The following is a 26,434-nucleotide window of genomic DNA, read 5'->3' as shown; positions in this document are numbered from 1 at the left end:
CAATACGTAAAGTATCGATCTTTTCGAGTCGCACGGCTGTTTATTTAGCCTCAGCTTTAGGTGGGTAATTGATTTGGTTTAGGTGCTTTCAAGGTGAAGTCGTTTTTAGATTTCTATGCCGGAGCTTCGTGTATGAACCTAGATGCACTGCGGCAAAATCAAAGTATTAGTTGTTCTTGGAAAAAATTGAGCCATCAAGGGTGATTGAGTGTAAGCATTAACTTTGAGAAAGCACTTGGCACATCAGAAAGAGCGTTATTTTATCGTAGTCAAAGAGCTGAAATCCTGAGTAATAATATCGCAAACGCCGATACGCCGAACTTCAAAGCTCGAGATATGGACTTCTCTACTGTGCTTGCAAGTCAGAATAGAGAAAACCTTGCTAATACGTTTTCTTTGAAAACGCCAAATGTAAAACATATTGCCGGAAAAGATTCAGCAAGTGATATTTACGGAAGCGGTTTGCTTTACAGCACTCCGGTTCAACCTGCCATCGATCAAAATACTGTCGATCAGCAGGTTGAGGTCGCAAAATACACAGAAAATGGGATACGTTTCGATGCCGCTTTTACTCGTTTGAATGGTGCATTCAAAGGTTTGCTCAAAGCTCTGCGAGGAGATTAGTAGCGCAGGGTCTTGTGAGCCATCCGCATAAGGGGCGCTGACTATGGGCCAAGGGTAGGTGTCAGCATTCAAGTGCTGATTTGGGAAGGAAAACCTAACGCCTCGACAGCTTTACGAATTTGCTCTGAGCTTTCGCTACTTTCAACACTCACCTTTCCGGCGGACCGATCCACGGAAATCGTAGCTTTGTTGTCCAAGGACTGAATTGCTTTAGTGATTTTGCTGACGCAACCGCCGCAACCAATGCCTGATACATCTAAGATGAACATGATTATTCCTCTCGTGCTGAGCGGTCTCTTTACACCGTACCGACAGCATCAAGGTTGACACTATGGCAATGTCAATAATTGTCTGTTTCAAATTGTGAGTGTCATTGATGTATGACAGCACAGACTTGACCAACCGTTTTCATTTGATCTAACCACCCGATTTGCATCGAGTTCGACCAGTACGCATCTAGGCCATGGCCGGCAGAGCACGGCCAGAAGAAAACACTCCAGGCCCTCTGCTTCATCCTCAGATTTGAACCTCTCTTTCCTGCTCACTGTTTTTTAATGCCCCATACGCCTGCGAACCTTGTATAGGTATAGGGGGTATGCCTATCATGTGCGACGTATAGGTAGGAGAGGTATCCCATGGGCCATATCGCAGCAAACAAAGATGATCTTCTCAAGCGTGTAAAACGTATCGCCGGACAACTTCAAGCGGTTGAGCGAGCGTTGGAATCGGATCTCGATTGCGCCAAAACACTGCACCTTGTTGCCGCCACTCGCGGTGCCATGAACGGCTTGATGGAGGAAATCATCGAGGAGCATGCGCGTGAGCATGTCGCGAACCCTGCTCTCAGTGAAGAAGAGCGAAGTAAGGGCGTCGAAGAGCTTCTTGAAGCCATTCGCCGCTACTCCAAGTAAACGCTGTCAGGAATCACTCATGAGCAGTATCGACATCAAACACACCCACGACCACGTGTTCCTTGGCTCAGCGCACGACGATAATGCCAAGCGTACGCTTTGGGTTGTGGCACTTACCGTTGTGATGATGGTTGGCGAGATCACCGCCGGTTATATAACTGGCTCAATGGCGTTACTGGCCGATGGCTTTCATATGGCAACCCATGCCGTAGCATTGGGCATCGCGGCCGTCGCTTACGGATATGCAAAACGCCACGCTTCCAGCCAGCGCTACAGTTTCGGTACCGGAAAGGTTGGAGACCTAGGCGGGTTTGCCTCGGCGTTGATTCTCGGCATGGTCTCCCTGGGAATTGGCGTTGAGTCTGTCATGCGCCTCTTCCAGCCAACGGACGTGCAGTTCGGCACCGCTACGCTCATCGCAATTGCCGGTTTGATCGTCAACATTGCCAGCGCCCTGCTGCTGGGCCATGGGCACGATCATGATGATCATGACCATGCCCATCACGGGAGCGACAACAACCTGAAATCGGCCTACGTCCACGTCATCGCGGACGCGCTGACTTCGGTTCTGGCCATTGTGGCACTGCTCGCCGGCCGTTATCTCGGCTGGGTGTGGCTGGACCCGGTCATGGGCATCGTCGGTGCCATCGTTATTGCGCGGTGGGCATGGACCTTGATGGGGGTCACTGCAGGTGTACTGCTGGATCAGACCGATGCGCATGTTGCCGAGGAAATCCGTGAACTGGTTGAGACGCCGGGGGATGCCACCATTACGGACTTGCACGTCTGGCAGATTGGGCCACAAGCCCATGCGGCAATCGTCAGCGTCCTTGGTGAGGCCACTGCGAATGCCGACAGCATTCGTGAACGTCTCAAGTCGGTTCACGAGGTCAGCCATCTGACGATCGAGTTTCGACCAGTCTAATTCAGCGCCTCCTCACTATGGCCTCCAATGGTGCCCGCAACTCTTCCAGGGTAACGTGATCTGCGCGGATCGAACGCCGGTTGATTATCACGCGCCAACGCTTTCGTCGACGCGTGGTTTGCAGCCTACTACGACCTACTTCAGGACAATCTGACCGACCATCCCTGATTGATAATGCCCCGGCACGTTGCAAGCAAATTGAAGCCCAGTGGTGGTGTTGAAGGTCCAGATCAGCTCCTTGGTTGCGCCTGGCTCGATCAGCACGCTGTTCGGGTCGTTGTGTTCCATTTCGACCATCTTCATCCCTCCCATGCTATGGCCCATGTCGCTCATCATTTTCCCGGCCCCGGTGGGGCTTAGCGCCCCGTTCTGGAACATGTTCGCCATTTCTTTTTGGTGTGCCGCATGAGCAGCGGCTTTGCCGATGTTGAACTCGTGCAGCAGCGAACCCTCATTGCGAAGGACGAATCGGACCGTTTCACCCGGTTTGACGTCGATGCTTTTAGGTTTGAAGAAAACATCACCCATCTCCACTTCCACCGTACGGGTAACCTTAGAAGAGACACCGGGCTGGCCGATGTCCTCTTTACCATGACCAACACTGGCGATCGCCGTAGCACCGAAGATTAGGGTGATTGCCGCAATAACAGGGGTAATGAGCTTAGCTTTCATGGTGACCTCGAGAGTAAGAGGGAATCACTGGCTATGCTAAAGGGAATGAGCTGCTAGTTAACTGACCTGAACACTACATTTCTGTCAGTTTTCAAAAGAAAACACGGCGCCCAGGTAACGCCGTGTTCAGCGGAGCGGTTAACAAACCCCAATGAGACTAGGTTGGTCACTGATGGTTTTCAGAAAGCATCAATTTGTGCTCACGCTGCATTTGGCTCAAAACGTCATCAACTATTTTGTCGTGCTTTTCCATCCAAGCGAGGTGCTGCTGAGGTGACATCGATGCGTCTGGGTGATCTTGATGGAGCTGACTCATGATCTCCCCAAGCATATTCATATGCTCGGCCATGTGGACATGACGCTGCCCTTCAGGAGCTCTTTCAGCTTGTATAAGCACAGCTTCAGCCTTGTTGCGCAGGTTTTCCATACGCTCGACAACCCGGTCTCCGCCACTTTCAGCCCATAGAGAAGACGAGACGAGTAGCGAGCTCACAAGAATAAGAACTTTTAAGCGATTCATGGTGCCGCTCCTTTTGGAATTGTTTTCCGGCTCCAAATACGTTTCATGCTGAAGAGTCGGCTGAGCATTAGGGAAATGCTCATTTTTGACCATAGACAGCGGTCGCTGACATATACCTGAAGCCAATATTACTTTTCTGTCAGTTGCTGCTTGGCTTGTGTTTTTCGTTGCAGACTCCGTTTCATAATTACTTGAGAGCCACTCCTATGAGACTTCTTGTTGCTGAAGACGAACCAAAAATAGGCATCTATTTGCAGCAAGGACTCACCGAGGCGGGGTTCAATGTTGATCGGTTTACCGATGGCAAAGAGGCACTTCAGCACGCCTTGAGCGAAGCCTATGACCTGCTGATTCTCGACGTCATGATGCCTGGGCTGGATGGCTGGGAAGTCCTCCAGAAGGTACGTGCATCCGGGAAGGATGTTCCCGTGCTCTTCCTCACGGCGCGAGACCGCGTCGAAGATCGAGTGAAGGGCCTTGAACTCGGGGCAGATGATTACCTGATCAAACCGTTCGCCTTTTCTGAGCTTTTGGCTCGCGTTAGAACGCTGCTGCGTAGGGGTAGCAGCGCTCCCTCGCAAACCTATATGAAATTGGCCGATCTGGAAGTGGACCTGCTTAAGCGTCGGGCCATCCGTGGAGGTAAACGTATAGATCTGACAGCTAAAGAGTTTGCTTTGCTTGAGCTGTTGCTGCGTCGTCGAGGAGAGGTGTTGCCAAAATCGCTTATCGCTTCCCAAGTTTGGGACATGAATTTTGATAGCGATACCAACGTTATCGAGGTGGCGATCAGGCGACTGAGAGCCAAAATCGATGATGATTTTGAGGTCAAGCTGATTCATACCTCGCGAGGTATGGGTTACATGCTCGACTCTCCTGATTCGGAGTCGAAATGAAGCGAATGTCTCTGACGAGCCGTATGAGTCTGATGTTCATGCTGGCTGTAACGGCGGTGCTCACTATTGCCGGCCTCAGCTTCAATAACCTTAGCCAGCATCACTTCAAGATGCTGGATCAACAGGCACTAAGCGAAAAGCTCCATTCTACTCAGAGAATTTTGACTGGATTGAATAGCATCGATCAATTCAGTGATGTTAAGCCTGAGCTGGAGGCGCTGCTTGGTGCTCACCGTGATTTGACTGCCATAATAATCGATGGTGACGGGAAGTTACTGTTTGCTGATCCCGGCTCGATCGATGTTCCAGAGGAATTTCGTACGATCCCGAACAGCAACGTCTGGGAGTGGCGGGAGCAGGAGAAAATGTTCCGTGGAGTGACTGCACAAGTGATCGTGACGGGGCAAGACAGGCCATTAACCGTTATGTTGATCTTTGATGTGACTCAGCATATGTCTTTCTTCGAGACACTTGAGCGGTGGTTTTGGATAGGGCTGGTGATCAGCGCGCTGATCAGTGCTGCCTTGGGTTGGATGGTCGCGAGCAGCGGTCTGCGGCCTATACGTCAAGTCACTCGGGTCACTGCTTCAATGTCAGCTAAATCCCTTAAGGAGCGCATTCCCTTAGCATCTGTTCCTAAAGAACTTCAGCAGATGGTGCTGTCGTTCAACGCAATGTTATCCAGGCTGGATGATGCATTTGTCCGTTTATCGAATTTTTCCGCGGACATCGCTCACGAGTTACGGACGCCGGTCAGCAATTTGATGACCCACACAGAAGTAGTGCTTTCTAGAAAAAGAAATATTGAGGACTACGAAGACAATTTGTATTCAAATCTTGATGACTTGAAGCGTATGAGTCGGATGATTGATGACATGCTTTTTCTGGCAAAATCAGACAACGGTCTGATTTCACACGAGAAGAAACCGATAGACCTAGTAGAGATAGTGGAGAAATTACAGGAGTACTACTCTCTACTAGCTGATGAGCGAGGGATTGGCCTCACGGTTTCAGGGCGGGGTAGCGTCCGAGGCGATGTTCTAATGCTGCACCGAGCCATCTCTAATCTGCTATCAAATGCGCTCAGGTATACCTCTGAAGGGAAGTGCATCAATGTCGATATCCAACAAAAAGGAACGTCGGTATTGGTCGTAGTGGAAAATCCTGGAGAGTCCATTGCGCCTGAGCATCTTGAAAAGCTTTTCGATCGATTTTATCGAGTGGACCCTGCGCGTAGAGAAGGGAGCCCAAGCAACGCCGGGCTAGGTTTATCGATCACCCGATCGATAATCGAGGCGCATGACGGCAAGATATGGTGTACGTCATCTGGTGGGAAAACGGCATTCAATATAGAGCTTCCTAGTGCAGACGAAAAAAAGGCCTGAGACAAGCTGCACATATTAAACCACGCAGTATGGGATTAGCTTAAAGGCCCCTTTTTGAATGAGTTAGAGCTCGTGATACGCCGCGAAGAGGGGCCGTATTTAGGCCCCTTATCCGCGCCATCCAATAGCCAAAAAACCGCCCCAAGCTGACTGAAATGTAATCGAACAGTTTACATTCATGTGGCATCGTGTACTTGCGCTGTGACGTGGAGATTCTTGTGAGCTCCTCCTGTTCGTTCCGCCATAGGACACTGAACCTGCTAGGTATTCGCCAGTGGTTTTAACAAGCGTCGAAAAGTAAAAAACTAGATATTCCCAAACAAACCTCGAATCAACAGCTCTTGCTGTGAGGAGTCTTGCATGTCATTCCTTAAAACTACGACCGTAGCTGTTGCACTTACTGCGGGCTTGCTTCTGAGTGCAGTAGCTCAAGCACATCCAAAGCTCCTTTCTTCTACTCCGGTAGAAGGCTCGGATGCGGCGGCCCCTTCGAAAATTGAGCTGCACTTTTCTGAAAATCTAACTACTCAGTTTTCAGGTGCAAAACTGATCATGACCGATATGCCTGGGATGCCGAACTCCCCGATGGGTGTTAAGGCCAGCGTCGCTGGTGGCAGTGATCCGAAAACGATGGTGATTACACCGGCAGCACCTTTGAGCACAGGCACCTACAAAGTCGAATGGCGTGCTGTCTCCTCGGACACTCATCCGATCACCGGTAACTTCTCATTCAAAGTGAAATGATTCATGAGCGACTCAATAAATATTGTGGTTCGCTTTGCTCTTTATTTAGACCTGATGCTGTTATTCGGATTGGCAATTTTCGGCTTGTACAGCCTTAGGGGAATAGAAAGAGTATCGGGCACGGTCTTGAATTTTGAGTCGCTTCTTTACGGTACTTCTGTTGTAGGTGTAGCTCTATCCCTTGCAGCAATGTTGTTGCTTGCGAAAGCAATGAGCGGTGTATCGGGGTTCATGGAACTACATCACCATATTTTCCAAATGGTCCTCATGGGGACTGACGTCGGACTGACCTGGATGGTCCGCATAGCTGCCTTGGTTATGGCAATTATTGGCGTAGCGCTGAATAAAAGATTTCCGACACTCAGTCTCTGGATGGTGACTGTATGCGGAGCGATTGCGTTGGCGACGTTAGCATGGACAGGGCACGGTGCCATGGATGAGGGCAGTCGACGCTACTGGCATTTTATCAGTGATATTTTCCATCTTTTGGCCGCCGGTGGATGGTTAGGTGCTCTAGCGGCATTTGCCCTACTACTGCGTTTAAAATCGCTCAAAAGCGAGCAGGAAGCACAAATTCTTGCTCGGGTATTGACTGGCTTTGAGTCGGCCGGCGGAGTGATTGTGGCAATCATAAGCATCACTGGAATAGTCAATTACCTATTTATCGTTGGACCAAACCTCGATGAAGTGATGCTCAGTACTTATGGCCAACTTCTATTTTTGAAAACCTTGCTCTTTGCCGGAATGATCGTGTTAGCCGCGCTCAACCGCTTCCACTTAAGCCCGGTACTAGAAAAGTCAGTTCGCAACGGAGAATATTCTGTTGCAGTTAATGCATTGCGCCGCAGCATGACGCTGGAATTTACAATGGCGATCGTCATAATTTGCCTCGTCGCGTGGCTAGGCACCTTAAGTCCGGTAATGGAAATGAGCGCGGAATAGGGGTTAGTGGCAGCCAACAAAGAAGACCCAAGGGTGAATGGTAATCCCCCCATTTTTAATACTCGTCAAAAATAGAGGTCAGGCCACCAGGGCCAATTTCTGTTTAGGGGTTATGCCGCCGAGGGCCATATTCGGGCGCTCGTGATTGTATGTCCAGATCCAGCTTGTGCCGTAATTCTGAACTTCCGCTATCGATCCAAACAAGTAATGCCCCAGCCAGTCGTAACGTACTGTGCTGTTATAGCGCTCGACGTAAGCGTTTTGCTGCGGGTTGCCCGCCCCCGGTGTCAGGATAGTTGTCGCCTCTCCGATTTTTCCTGAAAAAGCATATCGGGGGCGGAAAGAGACTGGTCGTGCCGTATTATTCATCTGAACGTAGAGCCGCATTGCTCAAGATGCTGCTTCCCCCGCTGAGCCTGACGATGGCCGAGGTTTCCCGGCGCGAAGGGGTCAGCGAAATGTCTTTGTCCAACTGGCGCAAACAGTTCAGATCCGAAGGGAATGTAGTGTCCGAAACCAAGCCGTCATCCCAGAACTGGTCAGCCGAAACCAAGTTCGCCATTGTCCTTGAAGCCGCCGGTTTGGCCGAAATCGACCTGGGAGAATATTGCCGCCGCAAAGGACTTTATCCCGAACAGATCGCCACCTGGCGACAGTCATTTATCAGCGGCCAAAAGTCTGAAAAGTCCCAGCAAAAAGACGACCGCGAACAAGCGCGTAAAGACAAGAAACGCATCCAGGAACTTGAGCGTGAACTGCGCCGCAAAGACAAGGCGCTGGCCGAAACCGCCGCGCTGTTGGTGCTGCGAAAAAAGCTCAACGATTACTGGGGGATCGACAGCGAGGACAACTGACCTCTTTGCCGGAACGGCAGTTGCTCGTAGCTTGGCTGGTCGAAGCAGTGGTGGCCGGGGCCCGAAAAGTCCTGGCATGCCGAGAGGTAGGGCTGTCGCTCAGAACCTTGCAACGGTGGACCGAAACGCAGGTGCTTCAAGCCGATGCCCGCACGACCACCGTGCGGCCTACGCCGCGTAATGCCTTGAGCGAGATCGAGCGGCAAGCCATCGTGACGCTGTGCAACAGCCCGGCATACGCCCATCTGCCTCCGAGCCAGATCGTTCCGCGTCTGGCTGACGAAGCACGTTATCTGGCGTCGGAGGCCACGTTTTATCGCATCTTGCGAGCGGCGGGCCAGCAACAGCATCGAGGCCGTAGCCAGCGTCCCCGGCGCTACGCAGCACCGACAACGCACGCTGCGCAAGCGCCCAACCAGGTGTGGTCGTGGGACATCACGTACTTGCCGTCGCCGATACGGGGCAAGTATTACTACCTGTATTTGATCGAGGATATTTACAGCCGCAAGGCCGTGGGCTGGGAAGTTTACGAAGAAGAAAGCGGCGAAAAAGCCGCTGCGCTGCTGCAGCGCAGCGTGATCGGCGAGCAGTGTTTATACGAGCCGCTGGTGCTGCACTCGGACAATGGAGCACCGATGAAATCGCTGACGCTGTTGAGCAAGATGTACGACCTGGGCATTACGCCGTCCCGTGGTCGGCCGCGAGTGAGCAATGACAATCCGTACTCGGAGTCACTGTTTAGAACGCTGAAATATTGCCCGCAATGGCCGCAGGCAGGCTTCGCCAGCCTGGATGCCGCACGGGTCTGGGTGAGGGATTTTATGCGCTGGTATAACAACGAGCATCGGCATAGCCGGATCCGCTTCGTCACGCCGTCAGAGCGCCATCGTGGGTTGGATCATCAGATCCTGGCTCGGCGGCATGACCTGTACGAACGAGCTCGGAAGAAAAGCCCGGAACGCTGGTCAGGTCAGACGCGTAACTGGGAGCCAATAGGGACGGTGATGCTGAACCCGGATCGGGAGCAGCAGGCCGAGAAAAGAGCGGCATAGTTGGATGGTTGACGCGACAAGTACCTTGAAAAACGCCGCCCGGCTGAATATAGTCCAAACGAATGCCCCGTTTTTCAGCCCAACCCGTGAGTTTGGCACTGATGAATTCCGGGCCGTTGTCACTGCGGATGACTTGTGGCTTCCCGCGCCACTCAATGACCTGATCCAGCGCTCGCACCACACGTTCAGCCGGAAGCGAAAAATCAATTTCCATACTCAGGGCTTCGCGGTTGAAGTCGTCGATCAGATTGAAAACTCGAAAGCTGCGTCCGTCCGCCAATTGGTCGTGCATGAAATCCATCGACCAGCAGTGGTTGCTGACTTCAGGAACAGCCAGCGGCTCGGGCTTCTCGCGCACAATACGTTTGCGCGGCTTGATACGCAGATTCAGTTCCAGCTCGCGGTAAATCCGGTACACCCGCTTGTGGTTCCAGCGATAGCCTTTGACGTTGCGCAGGTACAGAAAGCATAAGCCGAAGCCCCAGTTTCGCTGGTTGTGTGTCAGGCGGATTAAATGATCGGCAATCTCGGCGTTTTCATACGCCAAACGCGGCTGATAGCGATAGCACGTGGTGCTGACCCTGAAGGCCAAGCACGCCAGCTTGATACTGCACCGACCTGAGCGAACCACCTCCTGCGCCATCTCTCGTCGCCGAGATGGCATCACCACTTTTTTGCCATGGCTTCCTGGATGATTTCGGCTTTGAGGCGCTCTTCGGCATACATTTTTTTAAGCCGCCGGTTTTCTTCCTCCAGCTCACGTAAACGAGCCATTAGCGAGGCGTCCATGCCACCGAATTTGGTACGCCACTTATAGAACGTGGCCGAACTGATGCCGTGCTCACGGCATAGCTCTGGGGCTGGGGTTCCAGCCTCTGCTTGCTTGAGAATGGCCATGATTTGACTGTCTGAAAAACGCGATGTCTTCACGCAAAATTTCCTTGATCCGGTCAGGAGAAAATTCTACTTCTGATGCGTACTTTTTTCAGGGGGGATTACCGGATGATTCACCCGCGCCATGATGAGAGTCGCGCCTGACGATCCTGAAAAGGCTAACGGCTTCTTGCTGAGCCAATTTTTAAAACAGGTTCTTCGTCAGGCCGGTAGGCCGTTTACGTCATCCATTATTCAGCTATCGCAAAACCTGAAAGGTGAATCGTGGTACAGCAACAACTGCAGAATCAGGCGTTCAAGGCGTCTGGCCCTGCTTCGTATTGCGTATGGTGCGCGGCCATCGCCCAAGCGATACGCGCCAGCTTGTTAGCCAAGGCACAGGCTACGACATTAGAGTGGCGTCGGCTCAGCAATGAGCGAACCCAGTCGGCCAAGGCTCCTTTCTGGTGATCGAGTCTCTGCATGTAGAGCCTGGAACATTGCACCAACAACTGTCGAAGGTGCTTGTCGCCGCGTTTACTGATCCCCAGTAAGTTGGCCTTGCCGCCGGTGCTGTATTGCTTGGGTACCAAGCCCACTGATGCGGCAAAGTCCCGGCTGCACCGGTACTGCTTGCCATCGCCCATCTCCACAGCCAGCAGGCTGGCGGTGATCGGGCCGACACATGGAATGCTCAGCAAACGACTTCCCAGATCATCGTCGGCCAGTTGGCATGCCAACTCTTTATCCATTGCCTTGATTTGCTCATCCAGATAGACGAAGTGATTGTGCAAACGCTGCAGCAGCACCGTCAGACGAACGGGAAGTTCATGCTCAGCCAAAACAACCGCCAGACGCTTCATGATGGCCAAACCTCTGGGTAAGCTGACGCCAAACTCCAATAGAAAACCGTGCATTTGATTAGCGGTTCTGGTGCGATCACGCACCAACGATTCGCGCATCCAATGGAGTACAGACAGGGTTTGCTGGGATTCAGTCTTGGGCGTAACGAAACGCATCGAAGGACGAGAAGCGGCTTCGCAAATCGCCTCAGCGTCGACAAAGTCGTTTTTGTTCCCCTTGACGAAGGGCTTAACGAACTGCGGGGAAATCAGCTTGGCCGCGTGTCCCATTGCCGCCAACTGACGAGCAACATAGTGTGACCCCGCACAGGCCTCCATTGCCACGACACAGCTCGGCAAGCGGGCGAAAAACTGCATCATTTGCGCCCGTGAACATTTTTTGTGAAACACCTCCCGGCCTGACTTATCCTGGCCGTGCAGATGGAACGTATGTTTACCGAGATCAATACCTATCAGCGCTGACTCGCTCATGATGATGCCCTCCGAAAATAAATCACCCTGCTAAAGCCTAGCCCTCGCAAGGTGTGGGGGTGACCATCTCATTAGGCTACCGCGCTCTTGATGTCGGAAGATCTCGAGCGTTCGCGCTGATTGACCAGTTGAGCATCCACGAGCCGATTGATTGGCTGTGCAAGGTGTTTGAAGTGACCCGCTCGTGCTACTACGCTCGGCGTCTCAGGCGCCGCACACCGGATGTAGAACGCCTTCGATTGCGCAGTCGGGTGAACGAGTTGTTCACCCAAGGCCGCAGTGCTCCCGGTAGCCGTAGCATCATGGCCATGATGCAGGACGACGGCGAGCAGATCGGGCGATTCAAAGTGCGCAGCCTGATGCGCGAGCTAGAGTTGGTCAGCAAACAACCGGGATCGCATGCTTACAAAAAGGCGACGGTCGAGCGGCCCGACATTCCTAATATTTTGAACCGGGAGTTTGATGTGCCCACTCCTGACCACGTCTGGTGTGGCGATATCACTTACATCTGGGCTCAAGGGAAATGGCAGTATCTGGCGGTTGTGCTGGATTTTTTTGCCCGCCGTGTTGTGGGCTGGGCGTTGTCGGGAAAGCCGGATGCCGACTTGGTCATCAAGGCCTTGGACATGGCTTACGAGCAGCGAGGGAAGCCTCAAGGTCTGCTGTTCCACTCCGACCAGGGCTCGCAATATGGAAGCCGGAGTTTTCGTCAGCGCCTTTGGCGATATCGCATGCGTCAGAGTATGAGCCGGCGAGGAAATTGTTGGGATAACGCGCCGATGGAGCGGGTGTTCAGGAGCCTGAAAACCGAGTGGATACCGACCACGGGCTACACGACGGCCCAACAAGCTCAGCGGGATATCAGCCATTTTTTGATGCACCGGTACAACTGGATTCGACCGCACCAATTTAATGGTGGGCTGCCACCGGCTCAGGCCGAGTAAAAACTTAACGTCGTGTCCGGAATTAGTTGACCACTGCACTTATAGCTGGTCGAGCACCGCGCATCCGCACCTCTCACGTGCGAATTAGAGATTTCTGGTCGCTAAGTGAGCACTGTGTAGCAACTAGCATTGTAAAAACTCAGATCCGTAAACGGCTGATCGCACGGTACGCGCGTCAACATTTCAAGAAAGCCGCCGAATATTACAAAATTGTAATTTCTCAATCATGCCCCTGTTATCTACAGATTGCAACGATACAACTCGGCGATGATACAGGAAGCGCGACCAGCTTCCTTAAAACAACAATTCCAGCCGAAGTGCTTTCTAGTTCTGCCGAACCGAAGGAGTGATTAATGATTAACAATACAAAGTTTTCGATAGCCGCTATGGCAATGATTGTCAGCTCTGTGCCGCCAATGGTGATTGCGGAAGAAAAAAATGGCGGTTTTATAGAGGATAGTAGCCTTACCGTCCTTAACCGCAACTACTACTTCAATCGCGAACATCGTAACGGAGAGTCAAGCCCTACAGGCAATGGATATTCCGAAGCATGGGCAAACGCGATTATTACTAAATTCGAGTCTGGATTTACCCTGGGCACAATCGGTGTCGGAGTGGATGCGTTTGCTATGATTGGAATAAAACTCGACACGGGTGGCGGCCGTAATGGCGGCCGTAGTTCATTTGATGTCCTTCCAGTCAATAGCAACGGAGAGGCAAGGGACGAATACACAAAAGTGGGAGGTGCGGCAAAAATTCGCGCCTTTGACACCGTAGTAAAAGTCGGTGACGTATTCCCATCCACCCCAGTTGTGGCTGCTGGCGACTCAAGACTACTACCGGAAAGTTTCACTGGCGTCACAGCAACCAATACTAGCATTGAAGGCTTGACCGTTCAGGGCGGTCGCCTACATGCCATGAGCCAGCCAGTTTCGAGCAACATGCGCGACAACTTTGCGACCTTCTATGCTGGGCCTGTTAACTCGCCTTGGGTAGGCTACTTTGGTGGTGATTATAACTTAAACAAAAACGTCACCCTTAGTCTTTACTCCAGTCGCCTCAAGGACGCATGGAATCAATACTATGCTGGCACCGGGCTAAACTACTCATTATCAAATGAGCTTTCCGTATTCGGAGGCCTTAACTATTATAAGGCCGTCGACGAAGGAAAAAAATTACTTGGCGATTTCGACAATAACATATGGAGCGGTAAAGTAGGCGTGAAGTATGGTGCACACACACTTGCACTATCCCATCAGAGAAATAATGGCAATAACGATTTCGATTACCTGCGTCAGTCGGACTCGATCTTTCTTGATAACTCAATTCAGTACAGTGATTTCAACTCACCTAAAGAACGCTCTTGGATGGTTCGCTACGACCTCGACATGACATCGTATGGCGTGCCTGGCTTGTCGTTTATGACGCGTTACGGTCGTGGCACTGATGCTGATTACTCTAACGCCAATACGACGTACATGAGACGCGATGCGGATGGAAACCCACTTACCGACCAGAAACGTTGGGAGCGTGACATCGAAGTAAAATATGTCGTTCAGACAGGCACCTTGAAAGATATGTCTTTGCGCCTACGGCAAGCTAATACTCGTGCAACCACATTTGAGTCGGATCTGGATGAGGTTCGTGTGATTATTGAGTATCCATTAGCTATTCTTTAAGATCTGCGCAGGATGAATCATCCTAGACGAACATTACTTTTTTGCTGAAAAATTTCAAAAATGTAATTTTTCAATCATCTTCCTGTTAGCTTAAGTCACTTATAGTAAACTGGAGTTTATAGCAATCTGCTAGCGCATCTGGCCAGATTGCTACAGGTAAGTAATACCCTGCAAAAACCTGAAACTCACTGCTGTCAAGTTGAAGCTCCGCATCCACTTTTAGATCACTCATCTAAATACGATGTATTTTAAGACGCCCTTCGGGGCGTCTTTTTTATGCGTGCGCCAGGCATGGCGCGTTGCGCGTGAGCGCAATCAGCTTGGCTGTGGTGGCCACGCTGGTGACTTGGAGGTGCAAGTCCTCTACACACCCAGCAAGGGGAAGTGTTAGCCGAAGGCAAGGGTGTCGCGGGCGACTGCGAATCTGAAGGAAGCCTTAGGCAAAATGCTGGCCTGACGAACAGGAAGCGGATTAGGCGGCGTAGCGGGGTAAGACGGCGCAAATCGTCAAAGCCCAATACTTGCACGGAACGCTACGACGTAGATCCGACAGGCATAAGCAGGAAGGTCGCGCGAATTACCCTGGGAGATCTGTTTAGCCTGCCACGTGCTACCGGCATCGCGAGATGACGGGATGGGCGACAGAAGTCAGCCGAGGCCGTAGTAGTTGCTCGAAACCGGAGCAATGAAGGGCTGAACCTGCCATGAGTGGACAGTCGGGTGTGATCTCTGTTGGAGCGTAAAGCAGAAACTCCGCGTAGCGGGGGTCGAGACCATCAGGAGGTAGGAGCCGGAAGCTCCGAGGGCCGGTCTGGGCGCTTAGATACCACAGGCGACACATCAACGGAACCAAGCTCGCTGACGTTGTTTTTCAGTAGGCAGGAACCGCCGTATACGGAACCGTACGTACGGTGGTGTGAGAGGACGGCGGGGGTAACCCCGCCTCCTACTCGATCTGCCGTAAACACCCCCCACATTTTATGTCTTATGACGCACGTCAAAAATATGAGCCCCTATGCCAAGAGCGTAGAGGCTAACCACCTTTACGGCATGTTCCGGCCACTGTGTATCTGACTGTATTCAGTACTCCTTCAGAGTCTTCGTATGTCATAGCTGCGGGCATCACCCCGCACCCTTTCGCTGGTCGCACCATGCTAACTACATTCACAACATCTAATTTCATTCCGTATTTATATTGCTTAGCTACGGGAATATTTTTTCCATGCCTAATCGCATACTGCTCCATAGCTACGGAGTTGGCACTCATTCTTTTTTCAAAAACCTTGTCACTATCTTTAGCAAATACGCTTGAAGAGATCGCAGCGACCACAATAAAAATCACAGAATTAATAGTCTTCACTTTTTGCACCTCACATGTCAATAAAAACCCCGCAACCGGAATCGGGGCGGGGCTTATGTGTAGCACCACTACATTTACTTACTAATCTGGCCCTTATCACCGCCTGACATTTTCGGAGGAGTTTTTTTCAGCTCTTTGGCTAAAAACTTCTCCATAGCCTGCTCGGTAGCTTGAGTAGCTCTAGAAAAAGTCCGGTCTCCACCACCCTCAGCCAATGCAGTGGAAGAAAGAATCAATGCTCCTACAAGAGCGTAAATTTGTGCGATTTTCATTTCGACACCTCATATTAAATACTGGCATTAGAGTATCAATACGAAGCTATCAATACGGTGGCACTAAGATTACATATCCGTCATCATTGATATAAGTAGCCCGCTAATGAGGATCAGCAGCGGGCTTTAAAAACAAACTGCTATACTATTTCTTGTTTTTCGCTGCCTGCCTCTTCATCTTTACGGTGTGCCCAGTGATATAACGCAGGAAGTATAAGTAGGGTCAACGCAGTTGAGGACAGTATTCCCCCGATTACAACGGTAGCTAGGGGCCGCTGGACTTCCGCGCCTGTTCCAGTAGCTAGAGCCATGGGGATAAAGCCAAGGGATGCCACCAAAGCTGTCATTAATACTGGGCGCAACCGCGTTAGCGCTCCTTCATTGATCGCAGAATTCAACGAATGTCCCTCTTCTCGAAGGTTGCGGATAAAAGCAATCATCACCAGACCGTTCAGCACTGCCACACCCGACAATGCAATGAAACCAACACCCGCCGAGATCGACAGTGGGATATCACGTAGCCACAACGCCATAACACCACCCGTCAATGCGAATGGAATCCCGGTGAATACCAGCATGCCGTCTTTGAGATTGTTAAACATCATGAACAGCAGGGTGAATACCAAGAGCAGAGCCACAGGGACAACTATCTGCAAGCGTTTGGCAGCTGATTGAAGTTGTTCAAACTGCCCACCCCAGGTAGCCCAATAACCGGCCGGAATCTCTACCTGCTGATCAATGGCGATGCTAGCCTCCTTAACGAATGAGCCGATATCCCGTCCACGTACATTGGCGCTGACAATGACCAGACGCTTACCGTTCTCACGACTGATCTGATTCGGGCCAAGTACAAGATCGAGGGTCGCCACTTCTGAAAGGGCAATAAAACCGATCTGATCGGCATTGCCATTGAGCAGCGCCGGGACTGGAATCAGCAGTGTGGACAACCCCTCAACGTCCTTACGCATGGCGTCGGATAAACGCACCACTATGTCGAAGCGGCGATCTCCCTCATACATCGTCCCGGCCTGGCGGCCACCGACAGCCACCGCAATGGTGTCTTGAACGTCTCCAACGTTCAGACCGTAACGTGCGGCTTTGTCGCGGTCTATGTTTATGGTCAGTACAGGTAGCCCCGTTGTCTGTTCGACTTTGACCTCGGAGGCGCCATCGACCCCCTGCATTGACGCGGCAATTTTCGCAGCGGTACTGTTAAGCACTGCCATGTCATCACCGAAGACCTTGACCGCCACATCACTTCGCACGCCTGAAATCAACTCGTTGAAACGTAGTTGGATAGGCTGGGAAAGCTCATAGTTGCTACCGGGCATAGCAGCCGCTGCTTTCTGGATCTCTTCTGTCAACGTCTCCCGGGATTTACTTGGATCAGGCCATTGATCCTTCGGTTTGAGCATCACATAACTATCAGAGATGTTCGGCGGCATTGGATCGGAAGCAATCTCTGCAGTACCGGTTCGAGCAAACATCCGTTCGACTTCAGGCACTTTTTCCAGCACAAGCTTTTCTAGGCGCTGCTGCATTTCCACCGATTGCGTCAGACTTGTACCGGGTACTCGTAATGCTTGCAGTGCAAAATCGCCTTCGCTGAGACTAGGTACAAACTCACTGCCCATTCGACTGGCGACCACGCCACTCGCAGCGATGACACCTAATGCCATGGCAAATGCCAGCGATCGATGACTCATGACCCAATCCAGCGCGGGGGCATAAGCCCGTCGCGCTCCTCGCATTACCACGTTCTCTTCTTCCTTGACTTTGCCCGTCACGAACATGGCAATTGCCGCAGGAACAAAGGTTACGGACAGCAGCATCGCGCCTAGCAAGGCGATCACGACGGTGAACGCCATGGGGTGGAACATTTTCCCTTCGACACCGGTCAGGGCAAAAATAGGTAGATAAACGACCATGATGATCAACTGCCCGAAAATCAGTGGTCGACGGGCTTCCTTGGCTGCTGCAAACACTTCGTGAAAGCGCTCGGAGCGAGTTAGGAGGCGCCCGTGATGGTGCTGCGCATTGGCGAGGCGCCGTATAGCATTTTCGACAATAACCACTGCACCGTCGACGATAATACCGAAGTCCAGAGCCCCCAGGCTCATCAGGTTGGCGCTGACTTTGTTGGTGAACATGCCTGTGAAGGTAAAGAGCATGGCTAAAGGAATGACCATGGCAGTGATCAGTGCTGCGCGAATATTGCCTAGGAATAGGAACAAAATCGCGATTACTAGGATTGCACCTTCAATCAGATTCTTCTTGACCGTGGCAATAGCCTTGTCTACCAAGTTAGTACGGTCGTAAACAGTGATCGCAACCACCCCTTTGGGCAGTGAACGGTTGATTTGCTCTAGCTTGACTGCAACGGCCTGAGAGACGGTACGGCTGTTCTCGCCTATCAGCATGAACACCGTGCCGAGTACGACTTCACGACCGTTTTCGGTCGCCGCACCGGTACGCATTTCACGCCCAATATCCACGGTCGCCACATTTTTAATACGTATAGGAGTGCCATCGACGTTGGCGATCACGATATTGGCGATGTCGTCGGTGGTCGCCACTTGGCCAGGGGCACGAATCAGTAGTTGTTCGCCACTGCGCTCAATGTAGCCGGCTCCTACGTTAGCGTTGTTGCTTTCCAGCGCGGTCACAATGTCTGTCAGGGTCAGCTTGTAAGCGGCCAAGCGTTTTGGATCCGGAGCAATCTGGTATTCCTTGGCGAATCCGCCAATGGTGTTAATTTCGGCGACCCCAGGAACGTTGCGCAGCTGAGGTTTAATAATCCAATCTTGGATTACCCTCAGGTCGGTCGGCGTATAGGGGCTACCATCCTCTTTTACGGCGTCTTCTCGGGCCTCGACAGTCCACAGAAAAATCTCACCCAAACCGGTAGAAATCGGCCCCATGACAGCTTCCACGCCTTCGGGCAATTGTTCCTTTGCCATCTGCAATCGTTCATTGACCAATTGCCGGGCGAAGAATAGGTCGGTGCCTTCCTTGAAAATCACCGTAACTTGTGAAAGACCCGAGCGTGAGAGTGAACGCGTCTGCTCAAGTGCCGGCAGACCTGCCATGGCGGTTTCAATAGGGAAAGTGATGCGCTGCTCAGTCTCCAGTGGCGAGAAACCTGCGGCACCAGTATTGATTTGCACCTGGACGTTGGTGATGTCGGGCACGGCGTCGATCGGCAGCTTCTGGTAGCTAGCAATGCCGAGTCCGGCCATGAGGAGAACCGCGAGCAGGACGATTATGCGTTGCTCGATGGCAAATTGGATTAGGCGTTCGAACATGAGAACCTTCTCGTGGAAGTGGCGGATCAGTGGGCGTGTTCAGCCGAGGCTTTACCCAGTTCTGATTTCAGAATGAAGCTGCCGGCAGCAGCGACTTGAGCTCCGGGCTCCAGGCCCTCTGTGATCTCAGCCAGACCTGCTGCACGACTACCTATTACTACTGCTTGCGCCTTAAACCCGTCATCAGTTCGCACGAAAACTGTTGGCCTATCCTCGACCGTCTGGATTGCTGCTTCTGGTACTGCGACTTTCGCCAGCCGGGTATCGGTATCAACCAGTACGGTTACGAACAGCCCGGGACGCCAAGCTCCTTGCGGATTCGCTATGGACACACGGACAGTGGCGGTACGAGTCTGCTCACCCAGTAAACTCCCAACGTAGGCCACGGCACCCGTAACTTCCGCATTCAACTCAGCGGCACTAACCGTGACAGACTTGCCCACCAGGACTTTGCTCAAATCCTTAGGGGAAACGCCAAAAGTCACCCAAACATGCGACAAGTCCGAGAGTGTGAACGCATTGCTGGTTTCACTGACAACCTCACCAAGGCCCAAGTGCTTTTCGACCACAACGCCATCGAACGGTGCACGCAGCTCATACCGGTTGCCACCACTGGTCACCGAGCTGCCACTAAGTACGCTGATTTTTTGTCGGGCATTACTGACAGCGATTTCGGCCTCTTGCAGAGCCTGACGGGCTTGAAGGAAATCCTGTTCGGCAGAGATTTTGTCCTGCCATAACTGGCGTTCACGCTCGTAGGTAGTGCGCGCCAACTCTAGACGACGTTGCGCTGCGGCTTGCTCACTGCGCTGATCAGAAATTTGTTGACTGGCAATCACGGCTAGTAGCTGACCTTTTTTCACTGTTTGGCCAAGATTGACATGTACCGACTCGACGACACCAGGAACCCGGGGTACCACATGCGCAGTACGGTCTTCATCGAAACGGACTTCTCCAGGAAACGGCAATGAGAGGCTGATGCTCTGTTCCTTAGCTTCGATTAACTGAATGCCGGCAGATCTGATCTGATCGTCGCTCAGAGTCAGGTGACCTTCTTCTGCTTCCCCTTCTGCATGCCCGCCATCAACTGACTCCTTGGCCGCACCCTCGTTGCTGTGATCAGCATCGTGGCCCTGTTCTTCTTGCGTCTGTACGCCGGTGGACGCTGTTGACGTGCTACCCATCCAGAGCGAACCAACACATATGCCCACCGTGAGGGTCAGTGCGGTGACAAGGATTTGTTTTTTATCCATGGGACTCCCTACGCAGCTCAGTGGGCAGTCACGGATTACCGTGGCACTGCGATGCTGAGTAGCGGTTAAAAAAGTGTTATATGAAATTCAAGGGGTATGAGTGAGCTTGTCGACATCACCGAAAATTCGCTCGATACGCACCCAGGCGTCTGTCGCCTCAGCAATGGCCTGGATGTACTGACCGCGTGCGCTGATTAAGGTGCGCTGGGCATCTAGCACATCTAGGAAGTTGAATTTCCCCATTTCGAAACCACGGGTAGCGGTATCTACAGCACTTTGCGCGGCAGGTAGGATGGTTTGATTGAACGACGTGATTTCAGTGTTCGCTGTATTCCACTGAGCTAGAGTGGTCTGAATTTCTGTGCGCAGGCGTAACTCGCTGGCATTGCGAAGGTCGCGGGCCTGATCAGTTCGGCGGGCGGCTGCCAACACATTGCCCTGGTTACGATTGAATAATGGGATGGGCATCGACAGCCCTACGACATTCACGCGCTCACGCTCCCGTTCATCGTATTGGCTACCTAAACTTACGGTTAGGTCAGGAATGCGCTGGGCTTTCTCCAAGCCAAGTGAGGCTTCACGCTGGTCAATTTGCAGCTTTGCCAACCGTAACTCCGCAGTCTGACCTATGCGATTAAGGAGCAGCGAAGGTTCCGGTACAGTTGGCATTGGCTGACTTGAATCACTTACAGACGCAAACGCCGGCAAAGGCACACCCATGACTCGAGCGAGTTGTTGATAGGCATTTGCCTCATCTCGCTCTGCCCGTTTCAGCTCTAGGCGTACCTCCGACAACTGGACTTCTGCTCGCGTACCTTCAACAGGCGATGACTTGCCACTACTGATGCGACCTTGAGCTACATGCAAGCCACGCTGTGCGAGCTCAAGTGATTGACGTGATAACAGCAACCTTTGCTGAGCCGTAGATGTGTTGTAAAACGCCTGAATGACATCGGCACGTAGAGCATTACGCTTGCGCTCCAATTCAATCTCGGCTGCATCTTGCGCTCGACTTGCCACTTCGATCCTAGCGCCTCGCTTACCGCCAAGCTCGATCGGCTGATTGATCATCACCGTCGTAGTGCGCGAATTTCGCCGGGTATCCTCAGCCTCCCAAGACAACTCAGGATTGGGAATCAAGCTCGCCTGCTGCCGATCTCCCTGAGTGATACCAATTTCCCACTGTGCTGCCGCTAGGTCAGGATTGTTGGCAAACGCCATTTGAAGAACTTGATCCATTGTCAGCGCCTGTGAAGCCGAACCAGCGGAAAAAGCCGTGCCTGATAGTGCAAGCGTGCAACTTAGGCCTATTACCAACATGGATTTTATGATACGCAAGGGGGTAATGAACTTTCTAAGCCAACGCAATTTTATATTTCCTTTAAAGCGAATTTTCTCAACGTAGTAACTGTAGAGTTCTTCACTTATCAACAAGGTGACTGAAGAATTACAAATATGTTATCCAGCTCTACTACTGTAGATTTTGCTCTAATATAGGAGGTGTTAAAAAAGAAAAAACTTAAGGCAGCAATATGATGAAACAAAAATTCAGCAATTATCTGCCGAAGCGCACTTGTCGAATTGGGGTATTCATATGAGCACACGATGTGCTACATAGCCCCTGGATTATTTCCCGCGACAGATTGTCGCAACCCTAGCTTTGGCGCCTCAAAACCGCAGCTTTGGCTTGACCCTGAAGCAGCTACAGGCTTTAGAATGAGGGCTGTCATCTCGTAAGTTATTCAAACCATATGAGGATTGAAAATCCTATTAAAAGATAGCACCAATCAGAAAACCACACTAATACGGTTATTATTTTTCTGAGCCCCCTTTAACTCTAGTCATTAAGAAGGTGAAATGTCATGCGAATCCTTGTAGTTGAGGACGAGCTCAAAACTGCCGAATACTTACATCAGGGACTGACTGAAAGTGGCTACATTGTTGATCGTGCGATAACTGGCGCGGATGGACTACATCTGGCGCGCCAACATGTTTATGATTTGGTGATACTTGACGTTAATCTTCCCGAACTTGATGGCTGGGGTGTTCTTGAACGTCTACGACAAAGCAGTAATGCCCGGGTCATGATGTTGACGGCCCGAGGGCGCCTAGCGGACAAGATACGCGGACTAGATTTGGGTGCCGATGATTATCTGGTTAAACCGTTTGAATTTCCTGAGTTACTTGCACGGGTACGAACCCTGATGCGTCGCAGTGAGCACATACCTGTCCCGCAGGTACTAAAAGTAGCCGACCTGGAACTAGACCAAGGACGTCATCGTGCTTTTCGCGGTGAGCAGCGCATAGATCTGACAACCAAGGAGTTTGCGCTGCTGCACTTGCTGATGCGCCAAACTGGAGAAGTGCTTTCTCGCACCCAAATCATTTCACTGGTCTGGGATATGAATTTTGATTGCGACACTAACGTTGTCGAGGTTTCAATCCGTAGGCTGAGGGCCAAAATAGATGACCCCTTCGATAACAAGTTGATCCACACCCTTCGCGGTGTTGGTTACGTATTAGAGGCGCGTGTATGAAGCCGGTCAGCCTGTCAATGCGACTAGGCTTGACAGTAAGTATTTTAGGGGCGTTGTTGGTAGTGTTTTTGGCTGTCTTGGCCTTTTTTGCGCTGACGCATGAGCTGGATAAGTTGGCAAAAAACAGCCTGATCAATAAGATGGAGCAGGTTGAACATAGCCTCTCGCTATACGATGACACGGCCGACGTAAATTCAAAACCGCATTCGTTACTGGATCAAGTCATGGGACATGACAATCTGAATCTGACCATCTATGACCTGAAAAACCTCAGGGCGCCCTTACTGAAATTTGGGCCTGGATTGTCGGATCCGCGGACTGAGTTGAAAGCTGCGACTGCTGCCGTTGACAAGGTTTCCTATTCCACCAATTCAGATGGTGAAGGTCGACACTTCCTTACCGCATCCAAGCTCATCCCATTAAAGAATGGTGTAAGTGTTCCCGTATTGCTGTCGATGGATTGTGCGAACGATGAAGCGCTGCTCAGCGCGTACCTTAGGTCGACGGTTATTGCACTACCGCTTTTACTGATACTCATCGGAGCAAGTGCTTGGGCCGTAGTACAACAAGGACTTTCTCCACTGAGAGAGTTCCGGAAGGTCGCCGCCATGATCTCGGCTCAAGATCTCAACCATCGACTTTCTGTTGTTAAAATGCCTCAGGAGCTTAGTGAGTTGGCTCATGGCATCAACTTCATGCTGCACCGGCTCGACAGCGGTATTCAGCAGCTGTCGCAATTTTCAGATGACTTAGCCCATGAATTACGATCCCCGATCACCAATTTGATGGGCAAGGCCCAGGTTACCCTTTCTCGGGAGCGTCCGGCAGAAGAATACAAAGCTGTGCTGGAGTCATGCACCGAGGAGTTGGGCCGTGTCACGCGAATTGTCTCGGATATGCTCTTCTTAGCTCAGGTCAGCCATCCCGCGGCACTTGTCCCGTTCGAAATAATCACCTTAGAAGATGAAGCATTTAAGGTGGTCGATCTGTTTTCACTGTCTGCGGAAGAGAAACGTATCACCCTGAATGTTACCGGAAATGGCAAGACCATTGGCGACAGGTTAATGATACAGCGAGCAATATCCAATCTATTGTCCAACGCAATACGCCATTGCCCTGCGGGACAATCTATTTCAATTGTTATTGAAAACTATGCCAAACAGGTATCGCTACTTGTAGGCAACCCTGGAGCAGGAATCGAACCTCAGCATCTGCTGCACTTGTTTGACCGCTTTTATCGAATTGATACAAGTCGCTCGCGTGCTGAGGGTGGCACTGGTCTTGGTTTAGCTATTGTTCGATCGATCATGAGCCTCCACCAGGGAACTGCGGATGTTCAAAGCATGCCTGGCAGCATGACCGTTTTCAGGCTGAGCTTCCCAAACCTCGACGGACAGACCACTTGGCAACAGGCTAGAAAGGTTTAAGGGTAAATTCCCGCAACAAACCTGTGCAACCCTCCCTGCACCACTGGATATGCGCCTGTGGTCAGGTTTTTTAATGTCCGCTGAGTTCTGAGTACATCGCAGCAGCCCCTACTCCGACATGAGATGTTTGCAAGATCCCGCTCTAGTGCTGCATGCCTTCGTTTTCTTCAAGCGTTGCATGAAACTGTAAGTTTTCCAATTGAAGAGTCGTATGGCTGATATGGAATACCTCGCTCATCAGCCGAGTCACCTCAGCCAATATATCTTGCTCAGTTCGGGAGCTACGCAGGATTACAAGGTGAGCACTCATGACATTCTTGCCGCTGGTCAGGGCCCAGATATGCAGGTCATGGATATCCTCAACGCCTTCAACCGCCCTGATGCACGCTTCCACTTCAGCGATATCGATGCCATCCGGAACCCCTTGCAACAGGATGTTCATGCTTTCTTTGAGCAAAACCCAGGTTCTGGGAAGCACCCACAGGCCGATAGCTGCGGCAACGATCGAGTCAACCCAAGTGAATCCGGTAAAACGAATGATCAATGCCGCCCCTATTACGCCCATGGAGCCCAACATGTCGCTCCATACTTCTAGGTACGCGCCTTTTACGTTAAGACTTTCGGCACTGGCAGACATTAGCAACCGCATTGAAACAAGGTTCACAACTAGTCCGATCACTGCGACGATCAGCATCCCTGTCGATTGGATTTCTGTCGGGGCTTTAAACCGCTGATAAGCTTCATACAAGATGTACACCGCCACCATAAACAACAAAATCGCGTTAAAAGCAGCTGCGAGGATCTCAAATCGTGCATAGCCGAATGTCCGTTTTTTATCCGCAGCGCGTTTGGCAATTTGAATAGCTATCAATGAAATAGCCAAGGCAGTGGAATCAGTTAGCATGTGAGCCGCATCGGATAACAACGCCAAGCTGCCTGTCACGAAAGCCCCAATGACCTCCGCGATCATGAAGCTTGTCGTTAACGCCAGAGCGATCCACAATTTTTTCTCGTGTCCTGCACGAGCTTGACCGTGACTATGACCAGCGCTCATATGACTCTCCATGCGGGTGAAAGGATGCGGCAACTACTCAAAAGATCGTCAACGGGTCAATCTTCCTCAAGAAGAGATTTCGGTTTTGGAGAGAGGCAACTGAAAAGCACTTATTTGGACGCGACCTGTGCTCCCCCAAGGCACCCACACTCTAGAAAATAGCAGTACTGCGAATACGCGTATTATTTGTACCCAAACTTCCCGGAATCAGATGTTAGTAGACCGATAGGTCTTTGTCGCGCCAATTTTTCATCTCGGCTTCTGCTTGATTTCTCAGTTGGCTAGCCATTTCATCCATGATTGAGTTCAGATCAACACTATGAATTCAAATATAGGCGGATCGATAGCTCGTCGTCCGCGTCTATTTTCTAAACGTAATGTTGGCTTAATTCCTTGTCGGCTTCATTACCTATATGTCGGAGCTTGGCGACAGGGTGTTAATGACATGAGTCGATTTGTAACGACCATTTGAAGCGACTACACTCCAGCGAATGAAACGCTACGTGCAGTTTTGCATCATCTTCGTGATTAGCTTGGCGCTTCCCCTCAGCGGGATGGCGGGAGTTCAGGCATCGATAGAACCGTGCCCCATGAAGACGATGGGCATGACGATAATGGACGACATGGGCATGGACTGCTGCAACGATATGAAAACCCTGTCCGAGCACGGAAAGCCATGTAAACCGGGACAGGAATGCAAGGCAGGCGGCATATTGCAAGTCTCGACTTTCAAGCCTTCAGTAGCCGTGTTTAGCCCCGTAGTACTTTCCTTCTTTAGTGATTCCTTGCCTGCACAAACCCCGTCCAGGGTGTGGCGACCGCCCCGCGTTTGATTCCTGTCCCATATTGAGCCTCATTCCGCATTGGCGGG

Annotated in this window: 22 protein-coding genes and 4 pseudogenes; 13 read left to right on the top strand and 13 right to left on the bottom strand. The window is 51.4% G+C overall.

Going from position 1 to position 26,434, the window contains the following annotated elements:
- Positions 1-204 precede the first annotated feature (204 nt).
- Complete coding sequence (gene flgB / locus V6P94_RS06545) at positions 205-624, top strand: flagellar basal body rod protein FlgB (protein WP_010655519.1); 420 nt, start codon at positions 205-207, stop codon at positions 622-624.
- Between the two features lie 68 nt (positions 625-692).
- On the opposite strand, the gene V6P94_RS06540 is transcribed toward flgB, so the two are convergent.
- Positions 693-893, bottom strand: a complete 201-nt coding sequence (locus V6P94_RS06540; RefSeq protein WP_010655518.1) for a heavy-metal-associated domain-containing protein — start codon at positions 891-893, stop codon at positions 693-695.
- A gap of 366 nt (positions 894-1,259) precedes the next feature.
- Between V6P94_RS06540 and V6P94_RS06535 the strand changes: the two genes are divergently transcribed.
- Both V6P94_RS06535 and dmeF read left to right on the top strand, forming a co-directional pair.
- Positions 1,260-1,535 (top strand): metal/formaldehyde-sensitive transcriptional repressor, encoded by a 276-nt coding sequence (locus tag V6P94_RS06535; protein WP_010655517.1) that lies wholly within the window; start codon positions 1,260-1,262, stop codon positions 1,533-1,535.
- A 19-nt stretch (positions 1,536-1,554) separates the two neighbouring features.
- Entirely contained in the window at positions 1,555-2,460 is a 906-nt protein-coding gene (dmeF, locus tag V6P94_RS06530) for a CDF family Co(II)/Ni(II) efflux transporter DmeF (RefSeq protein WP_010655516.1), read from the top strand.
- Between the two features lie 135 nt (positions 2,461-2,595).
- Here dmeF and V6P94_RS06525 read toward each other — a convergent pair whose 3' ends face one another.
- A complete protein-coding gene (locus V6P94_RS06525) occupies positions 2,596-3,132 on the bottom strand; it encodes a plastocyanin/azurin family copper-binding protein (protein ID WP_010655515.1) in 537 nt (178 codons plus the stop codon).
- 166 nt (positions 3,133-3,298) lie between these two features.
- Positions 3,299-3,652, bottom strand: coding sequence for a co-regulatory protein PtrA N-terminal domain-containing protein (locus V6P94_RS06520; RefSeq protein WP_048401424.1), 354 nt, complete (start codon positions 3,650-3,652; stop codon positions 3,299-3,301).
- Between the two features lie 206 nt (positions 3,653-3,858).
- Here V6P94_RS06520 and V6P94_RS06515 point away from each other — a divergent pair, with 206 nt between their 5' ends.
- From V6P94_RS06515 to copD, 4 genes are all read left to right on the top strand, one after another.
- Positions 3,859-4,548, top strand: a complete 690-nt coding sequence (locus V6P94_RS06515; RefSeq protein ID WP_010655513.1) for a heavy metal response regulator transcription factor — start codon at positions 3,859-3,861, stop codon at positions 4,546-4,548.
- The gene (locus V6P94_RS06510; RefSeq protein ID WP_010655512.1) at positions 4,545-5,933 is read left to right on the top strand and encodes a heavy metal sensor histidine kinase; all 1,389 of its coding nucleotides are present in this window, start codon (positions 4,545-4,547) and stop codon (positions 5,931-5,933) included. Before V6P94_RS06515 ends, V6P94_RS06510 begins: the two co-directional genes overlap by 4 nt.
- Before the next feature lie 360 nt (positions 5,934-6,293).
- Complete coding sequence (gene copC / locus V6P94_RS06505) at positions 6,294-6,677, top strand: copper homeostasis periplasmic binding protein CopC (RefSeq protein ID WP_010655511.1); 384 nt, start codon at positions 6,294-6,296, stop codon at positions 6,675-6,677.
- Positions 6,678-6,680: 3 nt separating this feature from the next.
- Positions 6,681-7,619 (top strand): copper homeostasis membrane protein CopD, encoded by a 939-nt coding sequence (gene copD / locus V6P94_RS06500; protein WP_010655510.1) that lies wholly within the window; start codon positions 6,681-6,683, stop codon positions 7,617-7,619.
- 78 nt (positions 7,620-7,697) lie between these two features.
- On the opposite strand, the pseudogene V6P94_RS06495 reads toward copD, so the two are convergent.
- Positions 7,698-7,895: pseudogene (locus tag V6P94_RS06495) on the bottom strand (transposase); the annotation flags it as partial.
- Between the two features lie 77 nt (positions 7,896-7,972).
- Between V6P94_RS06495 and V6P94_RS06490 the strand changes: the two are divergent.
- A protein-coding gene (locus V6P94_RS06490) for an IS3 family transposase (protein ID WP_326397640.1) occupies positions 7,973-9,525 on the top strand; the annotation gives its coding sequence in 2 pieces (ribosomal slippage) (positions 7,973-8,435 and positions 8,435-9,525; 1,554 coding nt in all).
- A gap of 37 nt (positions 9,526-9,562) precedes the next feature.
- Here the strand turns inward: V6P94_RS06490 and V6P94_RS06485 are convergent.
- Positions 9,563-10,455: pseudogene (locus V6P94_RS06485) on the bottom strand (IS3 family transposase); the annotation flags it as partial.
- Between the two features lie 251 nt (positions 10,456-10,706).
- Positions 10,707-11,732 carry an IS110 family transposase gene (locus V6P94_RS06480; RefSeq protein ID WP_010655507.1) on the bottom strand — a complete coding sequence of 342 codons (1,026 nt, stop codon included), beginning with the start codon at positions 11,730-11,732 and terminating at the stop codon, positions 10,707-10,709.
- A gap of 74 nt (positions 11,733-11,806) precedes the next feature.
- Between V6P94_RS06480 and V6P94_RS06475 the strand changes: the two are divergent.
- Together V6P94_RS06475 and V6P94_RS06470 are read left to right on the top strand one after the other, a co-directional pair.
- Positions 11,807-12,676 (top strand): annotated as a pseudogene (locus V6P94_RS06475) (IS3 family transposase); the annotation flags it as partial.
- A gap of 353 nt (positions 12,677-13,029) precedes the next feature.
- Positions 13,030-14,355, top strand: a complete 1,326-nt coding sequence (locus V6P94_RS06470) for an OprD family porin (protein ID WP_010655505.1) — start codon at positions 13,030-13,032, stop codon at positions 14,353-14,355.
- A 1,033-nt stretch (positions 14,356-15,388) separates the two neighbouring features.
- On the opposite strand, the gene V6P94_RS06465 is transcribed toward V6P94_RS06470, so the two are convergent.
- The 5 genes from V6P94_RS06465 to V6P94_RS06445 form a co-directional block, all read right to left on the bottom strand.
- The gene (locus V6P94_RS06465) at positions 15,389-15,715 is read right to left on the bottom strand and encodes a DUF2790 domain-containing protein (RefSeq protein WP_010655503.1); all 327 of its coding nucleotides are present in this window, start codon (positions 15,713-15,715) and stop codon (positions 15,389-15,391) included.
- Positions 15,716-15,789: 74 nt separating this feature from the next.
- Complete coding sequence (locus V6P94_RS06460) at positions 15,790-15,987, bottom strand: co-regulatory protein PtrA N-terminal domain-containing protein (RefSeq protein ID WP_010655502.1); 198 nt, start codon at positions 15,985-15,987, stop codon at positions 15,790-15,792.
- A 140-nt stretch (positions 15,988-16,127) separates the two neighbouring features.
- Entirely contained in the window at positions 16,128-19,292 is a 3,165-nt protein-coding gene (locus tag V6P94_RS06455; RefSeq protein WP_019824158.1) for a CusA/CzcA family heavy metal efflux RND transporter, read from the bottom strand.
- A 26-nt stretch (positions 19,293-19,318) separates the two neighbouring features.
- Complete coding sequence (locus V6P94_RS06450) at positions 19,319-20,545, bottom strand: efflux RND transporter periplasmic adaptor subunit (RefSeq protein ID WP_010655500.1); 1,227 nt, start codon at positions 20,543-20,545, stop codon at positions 19,319-19,321.
- Positions 20,546-20,632: 87 nt separating this feature from the next.
- Positions 20,633-21,865: a TolC family protein gene (locus V6P94_RS06445; protein WP_131690204.1), complete on the bottom strand. Its 1,233-nt coding sequence runs from the start codon at positions 21,863-21,865 to the stop codon at positions 20,633-20,635.
- A gap of 542 nt (positions 21,866-22,407) precedes the next feature.
- Between V6P94_RS06445 and V6P94_RS06440 the strand changes: the two genes are divergently transcribed.
- Together V6P94_RS06440 and V6P94_RS06435 are read left to right on the top strand one after the other, a co-directional pair.
- Entirely contained in the window at positions 22,408-23,082 is a 675-nt protein-coding gene (locus V6P94_RS06440; RefSeq protein WP_010655498.1) for a heavy metal response regulator transcription factor, read from the top strand.
- A complete protein-coding gene (locus V6P94_RS06435; RefSeq protein ID WP_010655497.1) occupies positions 23,079-24,509 on the top strand; it encodes a heavy metal sensor histidine kinase in 1,431 nt (476 codons plus the stop codon). The genes V6P94_RS06440 and V6P94_RS06435 overlap by 4 nt, the downstream gene beginning before the upstream one ends.
- A 142-nt stretch (positions 24,510-24,651) precedes the next feature.
- Here V6P94_RS06435 and V6P94_RS06430 read toward each other — a convergent pair whose 3' ends face one another.
- Positions 24,652-25,563, bottom strand: coding sequence for a cation diffusion facilitator family transporter (locus V6P94_RS06430; RefSeq protein ID WP_010655496.1), 912 nt, complete (start codon positions 25,561-25,563; stop codon positions 24,652-24,654).
- Between the two features lie 66 nt (positions 25,564-25,629).
- Positions 25,630-25,758 (bottom strand): annotated as a pseudogene (locus tag V6P94_RS06425) (hypothetical protein); the annotation flags it as partial.
- Positions 25,759-26,054: 296 nt separating this feature from the next.
- On the opposite strand from V6P94_RS06425, the gene V6P94_RS06420 reads away from it, so the two are divergent.
- Positions 26,055-26,396 carry a hypothetical protein gene (locus V6P94_RS06420; RefSeq protein ID WP_029612175.1) on the top strand — a complete coding sequence of 114 codons (342 nt, stop codon included), beginning with the start codon at positions 26,055-26,057 and terminating at the stop codon, positions 26,394-26,396.
- Positions 26,397-26,434: the final 38 nt, after the last annotated feature.

Origin of the sequence: Pseudomonas sp. ML2-2023-3 (assembly GCF_037055275.1) — a bacterium.
Classification (GTDB): Bacteria; Pseudomonadota; Gammaproteobacteria; order Pseudomonadales; family Pseudomonadaceae; genus Aquipseudomonas.
The sequence above is the reverse complement of the archived record's forward strand: the minus strand, read 5'-3'. Positions and strand labels throughout refer to the sequence as shown.